We start from the raw sequence: 14,623 nt of genomic DNA on the forward strand, positions 1-14,623 counted from the left end.
AAGTGTCGGTCGGCGGTCGAACTGCAACCCTTCCCCGGGCCCGACCTGTCCGCCCGCCCTCCGGGGGAGGGGCTCCCGCAGGCGCCGCCGCGGTCGAGCGGCGGCGCGTGCGGCGTGCGCGACTATTCGAGGGGACGCCTACCGGCCATCCGCACCGTCCACGACAGCCCCGGCTCGGCCGCCTGCACGGTCAGGCCCGAGCCCGGTCCGGTGCCGTCGATGGACAACACCGCCGGACAGTGGGAGCCCAGTGAGGTACTCATGGCGTCGACGGCGCGTTCGAAGCGCACGGGGTCGGCCAGTGTGGTGGCCACGACCGAAGGTGGAACGCTGCCACCGGTGAGCGACTTGACGATCACGAGCCCGTCCGGGTTGGTTCCCTGCACGTGCCAGACGGACACGGCGGGGTCGGTCGCCAGGGAGGTGGATACTCCCGGGCGCCCCAGCTCCCGCGCGGCGCGGGCAAGTGCTCGGACCTGACCCACAGTGAGGTTCGCTGTTCGTACGTCCTGGTGAGGGCGTCGTGGCGCGGGCAACCGGAACGGATGGCCACGGGTGGATACTTCGGCGTGGATGTCTCCGGCCTCGGCGACGATCCGCACCGCGTGGTCGCCTCGCGCGTCCCGGGCGCCTTCCACGACCACCCGGTCCACGGCCGTGCCGAGGACGTCGTGGAGGGAGGACAACGCCTCTGCAGGCACGCGGCACCACGCGGGTTGGGCATCCTCCTCGGGGGAAGCCGGGTCGATCGAGGTTTGAACCGAAATGGTGCGGCCGTCGGTGGCGTGTATGCCGATCGCGTCGGGACCGCTGCCCATCAGCACGTCGAGGAACAACGGCGCTGACAGGTCTTTGCCCGCTACCGCGCCCAGGGTCAGGACGGACCGCGCCTGCCGATGGAACAGTTCGATACTCAGTGACGGCGTGATGGGGATGCGCGGGGGTTCGGGCCGCGGTTTCCCATGGGCGGGCAGGCGCGCCTGGGTGTGTCCGTCGACGAGGAGGAGGCCGTCGTCGACCCGCACGAGTTGGATGCGCGGCCCGTGCATGACGGCGCGCACCTGGTCGAGATGACGCAGGGAGCAGGTGAATTCCTCGTTGCAGTGCGCGCCGGGAATGGTCACGGCCACGGTGGTCGGTGGTTCCGTCGCCGACAGACGCACGGTGCCGTCACGACCGAGAATTCTGACGCTGGTGTCCACCGACCGCGTGCGCGGCAGCGCCTTCATGAGGGCGCACGCAGCCGTGAAATCGACGTGTTCGACAAGCATGGGGACTCCCGGAACGGGTGGATGGCGGTGTCTCGAAGCGTAGGGACGTCGTTGCATCGAACGTCGGGGCCGGAAACCCTCCCCCGTGACGCGGGGATCCGCCGATGTCGGGGAGTTTGCTCCGGCCTCCCGCCGGAAGCTCCGCCGGAGGTCAAGGCTTCGGTCCTGTCCGCTGCTTCGGGGAGGGGTTGTCTCACGGCCTCGTCGAAGGCACGAGGAACTAACCTCGGGTGGACCAACTCCCGCACCGGAAAGGCTCGATGGTGGGCAACGGTTCTCTTCGACCGATATCCGAGACTCGGCACGAGACCGTCTGTGGGCGCAGGCCGGCACTGGAACACGCCACTCGCATGGTGGCGTTCGAGCTCGATGAAATCCTCAGGAGCTTCTGCGTCGTCCTGGAGCAGGCGACCGCCTGCACAGTGTTGAACGAGTTCGAGAACGAGCCTCTGGAGGGTGCGTTGGGGAAGGTCGCGTCCCGCCTTCACACCACGGCACGGCTGAGAATCGCCACCGCGGGGTTGGGTTCCTTGGCGCGAGTGACCTGCGAGCACACCCCATGCCGGAGCGCCGCCGGGCAGGCGACCGATGTTCTGGTCCGAGCGGATCGGATCAGCGCGATGTTGGCGGGTCTCCGGGAGGCATGCGACAACGCGCTGCGCGCGGCGCGGGAGCGTGCGCGCGACATAGGCGCGGATCCCCTTCTGGTGCAATCCCGTTCCGTTGCGCAGGATCTCGCGCGAGCGTTGCAGGCCGTCAACAAGGTCGTCTGCCTGCTGCTGACCTGATTGACGGAAGCGGATCGGATGTCGGGGGACTGCCCGTTCGCCCACGGCATTCCCTTCCCCGCAGCGGAGCGTCCCGGGAAGGGTTCGGTACATGAATTTCGTTGCGGAGTAAGGGAGTTGCGTCCTCTAGCGTTTCCTCACCGGCCTGATCAGCCGACCAACCTAGGGAGACGTCGTGAGCCATCGTGGACCGTACCGCCACGGAACCTACCTGTCCCCACGCACGGCCGCCTACGCCGTACTCACGGCGCCGGACGGCGGCTTCCTGCACGAGGACGCAGGGGATCACGCAGCGCGACACGCGGCTGCCGACGGGGTTTGCGCGGCATTGCAAGCGGTCACCAACGCACGGCGCCCGTCGCCGACCGCCGGCCACGCACACGAAGGGCTGATCGTGTTGGTGACGCGCGACGCCGGCGGCCAATGGTGGCTTGACGCAGCCGGCACGAGCACCTATCGATTGCACCTGCTCGTACACGACGGGGACCTCCTGCGCACGCTCCCGGTGACACGCAACGGAACGATCGGCATGCCGGTGGACAAGGGCACACGCGCCTACGTGTCCCGCTGCGACGTCGACGCACTCCACGCGATCGAGCGTCTCAACCGCAGCCCCTTCGACACGCCCGAGAGCACCGCTCCGGACTGGCTCCTGAACCTGTGAGAAAGCCGCCGGGTTCGGATCGACCGCGCATCCGAACCCGGCGGATTGCCCCGTCCGCCGTCTCCCACGCGCCATGCCCGGGCGCTGCATCGCACGGTGCCACCCGACGCCCAGGCAGCCCGCACTGGGAACGAGACGAGAGACCCCTCCCCGACACAGCCGTTGTAGGGAAGGGCTTCGACCGCAGACTCGTCCCTTTCGAGAGAAACGGACCTGCGCCGCAGACACAGGCGGCCCATACCGACATCGGACCGGCCGAGTCCGCCTCTCCCCTGAGCGCGTGGCCGTCCTCGCCCGCCGAATGCTCACCCCGACTACAGCGATGAGCCGTTGATCGCCGTTCCTCGCCCGGCGACCAACCGCCCGCTCCCAAGCGGCGTTACGCCTCGGGGCAAGGGGTTCTCATTCCCTCGAGGGGACGGCGGGCGGCTTGTCCCAGTCACTACTGCGGTCACTGCCCGCAACATCGATGCTCGCAAGTGAAGCTGTGAGGCTGGCGGTGGTGCTCGCTACGGACGTCGAGTACCGGAGACGGTGCGCCCGTGGTGGCCACCGGAGGACCGCTGCACAAACCGGACGAGAGGGGTCGAATCTCAAGTCACGTGCTGCAGGGACTCGGCTTCGTGGGTCACGAGTCCCTACCCTGAGTCAATGCGTTCATCGTATACACGGACCCGGTCCCCCGGCTCCGTTTGGGCCTCCCGCGCGGTGCCGTTGGCGCTCCTGGTCGCACTGTGCGCGTCAACGGCATGCTCCGCGGATCCGTCCTCGCCGGCCCACCCGAGTGGAACTCCGGATCAGGTCGGCATCAGCTGTGGCAATGACCGCCCTGACACAAGGGGCGGCACCTGGAGCGTCCGGTTCGATCCCGCAGACGTTCCCCTGGCCGTACCGCTGTCCGAGACGAAAGGAAGCCTGTTGCTCGTTGTTCGCGGACGATCCGGTGTCTCGGGCGCACCTGGGGACGTGATGCTCGTGGATCCGCGAACGGGGCGAACCTGCTCGCGAATCCAGGCGACAGCGCCGGACATCGCACCGCTCGCCGCGGCCGTCACCCGTGAGGGTCTGGTCGCGTGGGTGGGACACGTTCCGGACGGACGTGCGGCGATCGGGCTCGCGAGTCCCACCGATGCCAAGGAACGACGGGCGAGCATCGTCAAGTCCGCGGCCATCCCCGGCGGATCCTCCTGTGTGCCGTGTGAGGTTGCATCGGGTGACATCACCGTGTTCCGCCACGGTCCGACCGTGGCGATCGTGAACGGAACGAACCTCGACGGTGCGGTGAACACGGCTGTTCCGGTTCCGCAACCGGCGCCTCGGAGCGGCTCCGCCACGGTGGCGGTCATGGGACGCATCGCCGCGGTGGCCACTGTGGTTGACGCGCCCTCGGGTACGCGGCCGGCCGTGACGTTCTTGGACGTGACCGGGCAGGTGCTTGCCGGTTCGGGTGCCCTGTTGTCGGTGGACGGAAGGCTCGACTCGGGAGGTGTGTTGGACCTGGCCTCCACGGGTTCAGGCATCCTGGTGACCACGACCACCACGACCACGTGGTTTCGACAGACATCCGCGGGCATCACGGCGGCGGCACGATATCCGAGCAATGTGGCCGTCCCGTTCCGGGACCAGGTGGTCACTCTGGCGCCGGCCGCGGCACCTGAGGTCCTCGAGGTCCACCCGACACCCGAAGAACCCCCGCGGCTCCTCCCGGTCGGCACGCTCGGCGGCAGTCCCCGTCCGCTGCTGGCACCGGAGCCCGGCGCGGACCTCCTGTGGACTCTGCGTACCGCGCCCGGAGCGTCACCCGTGCTCGTCGCCTGGCCGGCGGCCGGTGCCGCGTCGGAACCGGTGGCAACCGCGCCACTGGACAACGTGGGCCCGATCGACCGTGTCGTCGTGACCCCGAGTGCCTTCCTGATCTCCGGACCCGGGGCACTGAGTTCGTTCCCCAGGGCCGAACATCCATGACGAGGAGCCTCGTTGCCAACTCCACCCTTATCCCGGACGGCACGTGTCGTGGGCACGGTCACCAAACTCGTCCCCTCGACATCGGGCGACACCGCGAGCGTGCACGTGGAGTACCGCTTTCCCGACGGTGGCCCGACGGCCTGGGTCGACTTCGAGGCGGACCGGCCCTGGCCACCCCGCGGAACCCTGTGTGTCGTCTGCCTGCAACAGGGCGAAGCGGGCCTGGTCGTCGCCGGCATCGAGATCGACGAACGCGACCGCACCGAGACATCCGAGCCCGGCCGCGCAGACGGGCAGAGAATCACCCGGGCCCTCGTCTTGGTCATCGGAGTGACCGTGCTCCTGGTCCTGGTATTGGCGGCAGTCATCGGAGTCTGGATCGCCGCAGGGCCCACCGACCCTGCCGCACCCCACGGGCCCTGACCCGCATTCATCGGGCAACTCCCGCGCGACTCGGGGCTGCCCCACACCGGGCCGGGTCCTCGACCAAACCCACCAACTCCTCGGCCGACGTGGACTCTCGGAAGCCACCGATCACACCGAGATCAGGCCTGTCGACCGCACCGACAGGACGACCCACAGGCCCATGGAGATCGGTGATGCGCGTCAACCATCGCTGCTCCTCCGCCAGGCGATAGCGGTCGAAGTCGGAAGGAGAAGTCGTCGACCGTTGCCGGTGACTGATCGCGGCGGCCAGGCCCGGCGACATGTGCGGAGTGTGAGCCGGACGAGGTTCGGGTTCACCTTCGCGGGCCCAGTCCGGCAAGGTGAAGCCTTCGCGAGGAGAGGGCCGGTGAGCGGGCACGTTTGCCGGTGCCGGCGGCGAGGTCGGTGTGGCTCCGTCGTCCAGACACACCCCGCAGATGGTTCGGCGCGAGCTCGGGGCGCCATGCGTCGTGCGACGGCAGTACCTGCAGATCGCAATGGACTCCGGCAACTGACTCAGAAACCAGCCCAAAGCGGACCGGATCTCGATGTTTGGTCTCAGCGGCAGGCGCATCGAGAAGTGGGCGGCGAGTAGTTCCGCATTCCAGAACCAGGTGTTGCGTGTCAGCGCGGACGGGCCCCGTAGCACGAGCTGGAGGGCCCGGGCGGCCGTTGCACGCTGGCCGGGCGTGAAGCGGGAAACGACCGAGGGAATCGCAGCGAAAACGACGCGAACGTCCGTACTCTCCCCAGGGAAACGAAGCCGAGGGTTCTCCGCGCGCAGCGCGCCGGGGCGATTTCGCGAGCTCTCGCGCGACGTATCGGTAGGGGTGGATTCGCCTTTGGCGGAGAACACCATCGGATCGCAAGCGTGAAGGGAAACGTCACCCAAGGCTGTGTGGTCGTGTGTAAGTGTGAAGCTGCAGCGGGTCCCCGGTGACGTGCGGCAACGCGTCTGGTGTTGGGTTTGACCAGGGCTTTTGTGGACGATCTCGCGACGCTTCGGGTGTGTGAGGCAGCGACGGGGTCGTGGAAGCGGCTCGGAGGGGCGGTGGGCCCGGGCGATGGCGGGAACGAGCCAATCGGTGCGGTGACGCAAACCGGTTGCCATGGTGCGCCGGTTCCGACGGACAACGCCGCGGTCCGCGAGCCGGGAGAGGACGTTCTCGGCCCCGGCGTCGGTGCACCCCAACAGTGCCCGCAGCGTCGCGGCCATGCGGCCGCGACGGCCGGAGAATCGTCCCCCACGCTGACGGATCCGGCCATCCGTACCGGTACGCAATGCCAGTAGGACGAACGCGAGTCGATCTGTTGCAGCTCCGCGGCCACGACGTGTGGCAAGAAGCCCCGGAGGTGTTCCGGTGCCGTCGGTACTGAGCCATCCGGGACCAATCAGGTGTTCCAACAGCCGCAGCAGAGTCGCCAGTTCGCCTCGGGTCAGGGCGAGAGGGTGCGTGGGATTCTCCTCGAGGCAGCGCACACCGACCATCTCCGGCAGCGCGCACCAGAGACCGACGACTGTCCCCTGCGAGTCGTAGTGAGGTTCGGTGACGAGCGCGTGCGCGATACGCAGTTCGTCGAGGTAGTCGTGCGCGGTTCGGGGGGTGACGCCCAACCACCGGCCCAGTTCAGCTCGACTGATATGGGCGATGCACCCGTCCTCCCAGTTGGACTTCGCCGCAACGACTAGGAGTGCAAGCCGAGCGCCGACGGAGCAGGCCATCAAGCGGTTATCAAGAACCAAGGCGTCGACTGCGCGGCGGAGCCGCTGACGCATGCCCGGATGGAGCAGCAGGGCATGTTGCTGGGCGGGTGAAATGACGTTGGGCTGAGGTGCTGGGGTTGATTTTGGCAACAACAAATCGACCCCGGAGGTGCCGTGCATGAGCGCTCCGCGTTCGTGTTCAGCGATATGAGGCAGTGCTTCACCTGCTGCTCAGCCGACGGATGGCAGAGCAGCAGGACCGCGTCAGTTAGGGGTTGGAGGGTGAGGACACCCCACCTTCGGCAGCTTCTGCGGGCCGCGCGCCGAGCGATTTGTGAGCAGCGGACGCGCTGGCTGGGCATGCCGAGGACACGGGTTGTGCAGAGGCTGCGGCGCTTGCAGCCCTACCTGTGATTCCGTCCGCGACCGGCGTGGAAGCCGGCACGTGCCAGTGGATGATTCGGCTGGCACGGGGCGGGTAGCAGGCAGAGCTCAGGGGTTTGCCAGCTCTCTTCAGGCAGAGCCCGAAGACGAGGCGGCGCGTGCGGGAACGCAAAAAAGGTCACCAGGTCCTAGGCGTGCGGGCATGACACGCTGGAGGGACGTCGCCCGTCAGGAGACGTCACGGCCGAAGACTGGTAACCTTGAGCTTGGCGAGCGGGTTGGTTTACCAGCCTACTTCGGAATCGGCGTCATCCTTGCCTGTTGCGGACAGGCGGGATGGCGCCGTATTTCGTTTCAGGCTGCTATGGAGCCTCCCCGGGCACCGTGCGGCTGCAGGATGGCATCGAGTTCCGCCATCCAGACACCCAACGGCAGGACAACGAACGATTCGCCGTTCCGGCGCGGTCGCTCCTTAGCTGCGAGGAATTCGTGCTCCTCGCTTGTGATTACTGCCTCATTGGCGGTTACGAGAAGCAGCGTCCTCGGAGAGCGCTTCTTCGTCATGGCCTCGCGCACGGTTCGTACGACGGTGAGGTCGTGCTCGCGCTCGGAGGCGGCCTCGAGGCTGGTGCGATGGGCGCCGGTGGCTTCGGCAGCGCGGGCGACGACTACGTCCTCGGGACGAAGCGCATGCAGGTCCGGGAGAAGGCCTCTGTGCCTCAGTGCCTGCAGCACATGGACCGGGACATCGGAATGGTCACTCAGCCAGCGCTGTGACACCGTGCCGTTTGATCGGACGCCTGTCCGTGGGCTCATGACTACTGCCTCCTGTTCGTGAGAGACGGACACCTCGGCGGACCGAGTGTCACGATCCCTGATCGGAACGTGACAAAGCTGGTAGACGGACGAAGGTCGTACACGCTGGGCGAGAAGCATACGACCCTCTTACGTAATCTGCTGTGGGAACCTAACCCTGAGCCTCGCAGAAACGTCAAGCAGGCTCGTGGCGACACGCCGACAACAGGAGACTTTGCGAGAAAAGGTGCTGGTCAAAGACCCAGAGCCTGAGTCGAACGTTCAGGGTGCACGGCAATGTCGGGAGTGACGACAGGCTGCATAGCCAACCACGCAGGTTACTTCGTGTAGGAACTTCCTACACATCGCTGGCGTTGGTGGCACCGACGCATACGACACGGTCGCGCCGCCTATGAATCGGGCGGCTGCGAGGAGGACCTAGGCAGCGATGTCGCTAGAGACATGAACGCAAAGCGGGCGGCATCCCCTTGACCGGGGATGCCGCCCGCGAAGCGGTCGATTCTCGGGATCAGAATGCTCCCCGTGCTCGCTCGTTGCTGAGGTTGGCAAGGAAGTGCCTGACGAGGGCGTTGACGAGGTATGCCTGCATGCCCTTGCTGCCGACAGCCCTCATGTCGTCCGTGACTTCATCGATCCAGGCGGCATTCGTCGGCGAGAGCGTGTAGTGGTTGGGATGGTTCTCCGAGACATCCGCGATCCTGTCGTCTCGCTCTTGATGGGCCAGTTCCAGCAGCTGATCCGTTGTCTCAGCTCCCCGACCGACCGTCAAGGCGGCGTCCACGTAATGGCTCACGACGAGTCCGGCAAGTTTCAGTTCGCGTTTGTCCTGAATGTTCTGCACGGTCAGGGCATGCGCGAGGTCCTGGTAGATGCGCAGACTCTTCTTCTTGTGTTTCACGCGAGCGGTTCGAGCTTGAATAGCGGCCGCGTAGCAGCGGCCGAGGAGTCCGTAGTACACCGGACGATCCTGCAGGAGCGTCCGGAGACCCCCCGGGAGAGCGTCGACGTTCGTCGTTGCCGGGGAGTACGGCAACGACGAGGTGATCACGGGTCGGCTGCCCTCCGCAATAGCCTCAATGGCGTCGAAGTTAAGGGGCGGTACCGAGACGGCCGTCGACCGATCTGGGAGCGACTGTTCCTGCTGCGGTACCACCGACGCGGGGGTTGATGGTTCGTTGGTGTCCTGGGCGGGGGGTGGTGTGACGGCTGCCTCGCTGGCCGGGTGGTTCTGGTGTGACTGTTCGCTTGCTGTCGATGGGGTATCGGCGACGACAGCCGGCACCGACGTTACCGGGGGCAGCGCGGGGGTTGATGGTTCGTTGGTGTCCTGGGCGGGGGGTGGTGTGACGGCTGCCTCGCTGGCCGGGTGGTTCTGGTGTGACTGTTCGCTTGCTGTCGATGCGGACGCTACCGAACTCGAAGGGGCGTCACTTGACGCCGTCGCCGATGTGCCAGCCTGACCGGTTTCGTCGATCTGCTTGAGAACGCCCTGGCTCTGCATGGCTGCGATGGCTTCGAAAGCACTCTGCTTCTTCTTGCGTGCGCCGGCCATCAGGCGGCTCGCTTCATGCGACGGTCGATCTCATGCCGCGGCACGCCCAGGATTTCGGCAACGACCTCTGCGAAGTGTGTGAACTCGGCAGGCAGAGCGCCCCACTCCTCGGCGATGTACTCCAAATGCGGTACATGCCCCTTCAACAAGGGATACCCCTGGCCGCTGATGTGGTTCACAGCATTGGTGAAGGACTTCCGAGCGGGGAAGGCCCGAGACAGGAGGACCTGGAGCTTGACCGGTTCCGTGAGTTCCCGAAGCAGTTCGAAGGTCGTAGGCAGTTGGACCACGTCGCCGGGGTACTGCTGGGTGGGGACGATGCCGTGTCCAGTAGCGAGCCAGGCCTGCTTGATGAGGCTCGTGTCGGACGGTCCTACATCAACGATGATGTGGCGGTGGTTCGCGCGCGCGTTGTCGATGCGGGTACGCAGGGCGTCGTCGGCCCACCCAACGACCATGACGTTCCTTGGCCAGGCTTGGCCTGCGAGACGGTTCCATTTCAGGCACGTTCGATTTGTGTCATCGGCGTCGACCAGAAGTACCTGCTCGCCCGTCAACGCCAGCATGAGAGCGGTGTAGACGGCAAGTGTCGTCTTCATGACGCCCCCCTTCGCGTTGGCGATGGTGAGCTGGACCCCGTTCGGCGAGTTGAGCGCGGCCAGCACAACCATCTGGAGGTCCGGGTCGAGCAACGTAATCATTTGTCGCAGCGGAGCAGGAATGGTCTCGGGGATGACGAGTAGACGTTCCCAGCTGTGATCTTCCGCTTCAGATGACGGCGGATCAGTCTGAACGGCAGACGCTTGCGCGGGCACGGCCGCAGCTTGTGTCGGTTTCATGAGAAGGCCTCGATGTTCCTGTGGCGAGTGGGTTTTGACTGGTTCGCCCTGGCTTCTTGCTGATCTATGCGAGCGGACGCGTCGATCTCCCGGGCGAATCGTTGGTCTATCTGTCGTCTTCTGCGTGGTCGAGTGCCGTGCAACCTCGATGGGCGTTGGATCGGTTGCCGTTGTGGCTCTCGACAGAGTTCGACGGGCGGGGGCTGAGACGCCCATCATGTGCAATGTCGACTCCCCGCCGTCTCGATGATGTCCTCCGACCTGAAATGAACCGTGAGTACTGCTGGCGTACGTTAGCAGAACCTCCCCTCTATGTGCGCAAGCTTCTCGCGCAATAGCGTGTCGCGCATACTGAATCCGAACACCCCTTCGCTTTAATCCTAGTAATGCTTTTCAGCTTGTTGCTGTCTTAGTAATTTGATGTCTCCCTTGAAGGTTTTCTATAGCGCCAGCTTTACGGTTCCATGCAAGGGCCCGTAGCAAGGCTGCTCGACGCTCACTCTTCCTCTCAGTCGAGAGGTCGGTCGATCCCTGTCGGCGTCTGTCTCCTCGTCTGTCTCCCATGTTGTGAACATGTGAAATAGCAGGTCAGGGGCACTTTTTTACACTCTCTTTAATGTAGGCTGGTGCCGCAGGTGGATAGAGACCGTGGGCGACAGTGGTCTCTCCAGCCCCCCGAAGCCGACTGCGGGGGTAATGGCGGCCGCCGCTTCATTGATTTCGAAAGCCCATATGTTTGTGGACTGGAGCCCCCGCGCATTCGGTGCAGCGGTACTTGGTATTGGCCGACTCTTCAAGTTGTCACGCCGCTGACCAATGGACTCAAAGGCCGCCAGGATCGTCGAGTCCAGCGTCCGGTGGGCTGGTGTCCCCAGCCCCAGGGTCCGCGGTTGTCGTACGCCTGGCGCGTCCAGATCTCCCGCGTCCAACCCTGTTGGAGTTCATACAGACGCGGCGCCGCAGGATGGTGCCCAGAGGAAATATTTGGTCACAGAATAGGGCAAATGCTAAAGAGTCGGCTTTTCTAGCAAATGGTTAATAGTTCCGTCTTGGGGCTTGAGCACTTGGCCTGTGCGCGGTGACTCCTCTGTTGCTGGCACTCGGAGACGTCGACGGCTGTGAGCTCCCAGGGCTGCGAGTCGTACCGTTGGTCGCGGGACGCGTTCAGGCTGTGCGTCGTGTAGAAAGCCGCCGGAGAGCAAAGAGGCCTTGTGCAGCTGCTCCCGGCCCTGAGCTCGTCGGTGAAGGTCAGAGACAGCATTCACAAGTTCACAACATGGGTGACAGACCGGCCGCCAGGCCCATTGGAGCCAGAGCAAGCCTCGCTTGCGGCAAACCGTCAGACTCTGCGGGGTCGTTGCCGAACGTCCCGGTAGCTCCCGGGAGGGTACGCCCCGAGTAAGCCTGCGTTACCGAAGTAGCTGAGGTTCATGCGATTGCCAGGGCTGCTTGAATGCTTCGCGCCGCTGACGTTCGGTGCAAGTTACGAGTAGATGCCAGCTGCAGCTCAGGGCGTAGCGGACGTCGTCAACCGGCAGGGAGAGGTAGGACTGAGGGAATCCTGTGATCGGTGATGCACGCAGTCGTGAAGAGCCGGCATTCGGCCACCGGATCGGCTCCTTGGCCTGCCGGGGACGGGTCTAGAAGACCAGGGATCGCGCCGCATCTGCTGTCGCGGCCGCCGCGTCTTGAAGGCGTGCGGCCGCCAACGGCTCCGGCGGTGAGCTCTTGGCTGGTGTGTTGATCGGCGGGGGTGCGCAGGACGTGATCGCGGTGCTGCCGCCTCAGGCGGCGATCAGGGGAAGGGAGCGCGGGCCGCGGAGGATGTTGTGCAGTCGTCGAATCGGGGTTTCGTCGGGACTGGGGGAGAGAGTGGGGAATCGGGCGGTCAGAGCAGCGAGTAGGGCGGCGAATTCCATGGCCGCGAGGTGGTTTCCGGCGCACTGGTGGGCTCCGAGGCCAAGGGCGAGGTGGTCGCGACAGTCCGGGCGGGTGACGTCGAAGTTGTCTGCTGTTGGTCCCCACTTGGCGTGGTCGCGGCCAGCGGAGCCATAGAGAAGAAGAACTCGGTCGCCGGCTGGGATGAGGGTGTCGCCGACGTGGACGTCGCGGGTGGTGCGTCGACCGAAAAACTGCACGGGAGCCTCCAGCCGCAATGCCTCGGCGAATACAGCGTCGCTTGCCACGGTGCCGTTGCGGACGAGGTCCCACTGTTTGGGGTGGCGGGCGAGCAGGTGCAGGGCGGTGCTGATGGCGAGGATGGTGGTGTCCATTCCGGCGACGGTGTAGGAGAGCATCAGTTGGACGGCTTGTGTCTCGTCGATCTCGCCTTGGTCGGCGGCACGGTGGATGGCGCCGAGCCAACTGTCGGGCGCGATCCGCTGGCGGGTGGCGACCCGGTCGAGGTAGGTGAACATTTGCTCCGCGCGGGGCATCGCTGCCCGCGTACGCGCGTTGTCGGGCCCGAACACGTCGAACACCGCATCGGCGAGGTCGAGGACGTGGCCGCGGTCTTGTTCGGGCAGGCCGGTCAGGCGCATGACGGTGTCGGCGACGAAGGGGGCGGCCAGGTCGGCGACGCCGTCGAAGACTTGCCCCTGTGGAAGGCTGGCCACCAGGGCGCGGGCATGTTCGTGCATGCCGGTGGCGAGCGATTTCAGTGCCCGCGGGGCGAGTTGCCGCGACAGGACCCGACGCAGCCGGGCATGCACGGCTCCGTCGCTGGCAACCACGGAACCCGTCAGAACCACTTCGTTGACCTCGTCGGTCAGAGCGAGGGCGCGTTCGCTGGAGTAGGTGTTTGGGTCGCGCAGCACCGCCGCAACGTCGGCGTGCCGGGGCACGGCCCAGACGGCGTGCGCGTCGAGGTGCACGACCGCGCCGAGTTTGCGCAGCCGCGCATAGGTCGGATACGGATCGGTCAGGACGGGATTGGCGAACAGATCCAGCCCGGAGGAGGCAGGCATCGCAGCGCCCCTTCGTCGGAGAACCGACGGCTCCTGTGGGCACATGAAGCGCAGTCGCCGGTGATCGGGAAACGGAGGCTGTCATCGTCGGCTGGCCTTCGAAGCGGGTCAAGAGCACAACCGACACTTCCACGGGCATTCTCCGTGTGCTCGGAACAAACCGATGGCCGCCCGCCTCGGCGGCCTGGCGCAGGGCCCGTGAGCAGAAGACGCAGTATTAGCGCTGGTTGGAAGTACTCTCACATTTCGGTGTTGATCCGGTTTCGGATGAGCTCGACAGGGACTGTCAGATACTCCGACCCGATCGCGATGAGGTCCGGATCGTCGGTCGCTTCGGTTGCTCTGTGACGTCCACGGTTGTGCTGGGCGACATTATCGTCGCAGTGCGATGTCGTTTCGCGCGTTCGTTCTCGCGGCCACCGGCGGTCGCCGTCGCGGCCGCGCCCCGTATCCGTATCAGGAGCGCTTGGCGGCCGAGGGCCTGCCCGCGCTGTTGCGGGTGCCGACGGGGGCGGGCAAGACACTGTCCGCGGTGCTGCCGTGGTTGTGGCGGCTGATGCTCTGCCCGGAGGAAACGGTACGCGCGCGCAGCAGGCGGCGCCTACTGACGTTTCCGGGTTCGATTGACGATGTGTCAAATGTGGGCATACCTGCTGTATGGGGAACTCGGGGATGACCCCGGTGGAGCGGGAGCGCCGGGAGAGGTTGCGGTTGCGGGCGGCGGGTTGGTTCGCGGAGGGTGTGTCGCAGGCGGAGGTGGCGCGTCGGTCGGGTGTGTCGCCGCAGGCGGTGTCGGTGTGGCATCGCGCGTGGGTGGACGGCGGGGCGGACGCGTTGCGCTCGGCCGGCCCGCCCGGCACGCGACGGCGTCTGTCGGACGAGGGGTTCGCCGAGGTGGCGGCGGTGTTGGAGGCCGGGCCGGAGGCGGCGGGTTTCACCGGGCAGGTCTGGACGCTCGCGCGGGTCGGGCGGGTGATCACGCAGGTCACGGGGGTGGTGTACGCGTCGCCGTCGAGTGTGTGGCGGCTGTTGCGAGCGCACGGCTGGTCGCGGCAGCGACCGGCCCGGCGTGCGGTGGAGCGGGACGAGGAGGCGGTGCCCGTCCTCGGCCGCCAGCCGCTCGTGCAGCAGGGCGTCGGCCCGACGGCCGCCGTCGTCGTCGACGAACAGTCCCAGTGCGGGTATCGCCGCGCGGCGCACGTCCGGGTCCGGGTCGGCGGTGAGCGCGACGAGGGCGTCGGCGTGTC

Annotated in this window: 10 protein-coding genes and 1 pseudogene; 6 read left to right on the plus strand and 5 right to left on the minus strand. The window is 66.2% G+C overall.

The window, feature by feature from the left end:
- Positions 1 to 122 precede the first annotated feature (122 nt).
- Positions 123 to 1,271, minus strand: a complete 1,149-nt coding sequence (locus B4N89_RS45205; protein ID WP_143658355.1) for a hypothetical protein — start codon at positions 1,269 to 1,271, stop codon at positions 123 to 125.
- A 350-nt stretch (positions 1,272 to 1,621) separates the two neighbouring features.
- Here B4N89_RS45205 and B4N89_RS45210 point away from each other — a divergent pair, with 350 nt between their 5' ends.
- The 4 genes from B4N89_RS45210 (at position 1,622) to B4N89_RS45225 (ending at position 5,111) form a co-directional block, all read left to right on the plus strand.
- Complete coding sequence (locus B4N89_RS45210) at positions 1,622 to 2,059, plus strand: hypothetical protein (RefSeq protein WP_078982531.1); 438 nt, start codon at positions 1,622 to 1,624, stop codon at positions 2,057 to 2,059.
- Between the two features lie 175 nt (positions 2,060 to 2,234).
- Entirely contained in the window at positions 2,235 to 2,723 is a 489-nt protein-coding gene (locus tag B4N89_RS45215; protein ID WP_143658357.1) for a hypothetical protein, read from the plus strand.
- A gap of 1,404 nt (positions 2,724 to 4,127) precedes the next feature.
- On the plus strand, positions 4,128 to 4,688 hold the full coding sequence (locus tag B4N89_RS49330; RefSeq protein ID WP_143658359.1) for a hypothetical protein: 561 nt from the start codon (positions 4,128 to 4,130) through the stop codon (positions 4,686 to 4,688).
- A 48-nt stretch (positions 4,689 to 4,736) separates the two neighbouring features.
- Positions 4,737 to 5,111, plus strand: a complete 375-nt coding sequence (locus tag B4N89_RS45225) for a hypothetical protein (protein ID WP_078982534.1) — start codon at positions 4,737 to 4,739, stop codon at positions 5,109 to 5,111.
- Positions 5,112 to 5,118: 7 nt separating this feature from the next.
- On the opposite strand, the gene B4N89_RS49335 is transcribed toward B4N89_RS45225, so the two are convergent.
- Positions 5,119 to 6,999: a hypothetical protein gene (locus B4N89_RS49335; RefSeq protein ID WP_143658361.1), complete on the minus strand. Its 1,881-nt coding sequence runs from the start codon at positions 6,997 to 6,999 to the stop codon at positions 5,119 to 5,121.
- 588 nt (positions 7,000 to 7,587) lie between these two features.
- On the opposite strand from B4N89_RS49335, the gene B4N89_RS45240 reads away from it, so the two are divergent.
- Positions 7,588 to 7,980 carry a hypothetical protein gene (locus B4N89_RS45240; protein WP_078982537.1) on the plus strand — a complete coding sequence of 131 codons (393 nt, stop codon included), beginning with the start codon at positions 7,588 to 7,590 and terminating at the stop codon, positions 7,978 to 7,980.
- Between the two features lie 547 nt (positions 7,981 to 8,527).
- Here the strand turns inward: B4N89_RS45240 and B4N89_RS49340 are convergent.
- The 3 genes from B4N89_RS49340 to B4N89_RS45255 form a co-directional block, all read right to left on the minus strand.
- Positions 8,528 to 9,571, minus strand: coding sequence for a hypothetical protein (locus tag B4N89_RS49340; RefSeq protein ID WP_143658363.1), 1,044 nt, complete (start codon positions 9,569 to 9,571; stop codon positions 8,528 to 8,530).
- Complete coding sequence (locus tag B4N89_RS45250) at positions 9,571 to 10,410, minus strand: AAA family ATPase (RefSeq protein ID WP_161501049.1); 840 nt, start codon at positions 10,408 to 10,410, stop codon at positions 9,571 to 9,573. Before B4N89_RS45250 ends, B4N89_RS49340 begins: the two co-directional genes overlap by 1 nt.
- 1,784 nt (positions 10,411 to 12,194) lie before the next feature.
- The gene (locus B4N89_RS45255) at positions 12,195 to 13,376 is read right to left on the minus strand and encodes a cytochrome P450 (protein WP_101897590.1); all 1,182 of its coding nucleotides are present in this window, start codon (positions 13,374 to 13,376) and stop codon (positions 12,195 to 12,197) included.
- Positions 13,377 to 14,048: 672 nt separating this feature from the next.
- On the opposite strand from B4N89_RS45255, the pseudogene B4N89_RS53635 reads away from it, so the two are divergent.
- Positions 14,049 to 14,414: pseudogene (locus B4N89_RS53635) on the plus strand (helix-turn-helix domain-containing protein); the annotation flags it as partial.
- Positions 14,415 to 14,623 lie beyond the last annotated feature (209 nt).

Origin of the sequence: Embleya scabrispora, assembly GCF_002024165.1 — a bacterium.
GTDB lineage: Bacteria > Actinomycetota > Actinomycetes > Streptomycetales > Streptomycetaceae > Embleya > Embleya scabrispora_A.

Coding starts and splice junctions, on each gene's coding strand:
- B4N89_RS49335 (WP_143658361.1), bottom strand. CDS start 6,999: ATGCACGGCACCTCCGGGGTCGATTTGTTGTTGCCAAAATCAACCCCA.
- B4N89_RS45250 (WP_161501049.1), bottom strand. CDS start 10,410: ATGAAACCGACACAAGCTGCGGCCGTGCCCGCGCAAGCGTCTGCCGTT.
- B4N89_RS45210 (WP_078982531.1), top strand. CDS start 1,622: ATGGTGGCGTTCGAGCTCGATGAAATCCTCAGGAGCTTCTGCGTCGTC.
- B4N89_RS49340 (WP_143658363.1), bottom strand. CDS start 9,571: ATGGCCGGCGCACGCAAGAAGAAGCAGAGTGCTTTCGAAGCCATCGCA.
- B4N89_RS45255 (WP_101897590.1), bottom strand. CDS start 13,376: ATGCCTGCCTCCTCCGGGCTGGATCTGTTCGCCAATCCCGTCCTGACC.
- B4N89_RS45205 (WP_143658355.1), bottom strand. CDS start 1,271: ATGCTTGTCGAACACGTCGATTTCACGGCTGCGTGCGCCCTCATGAAG.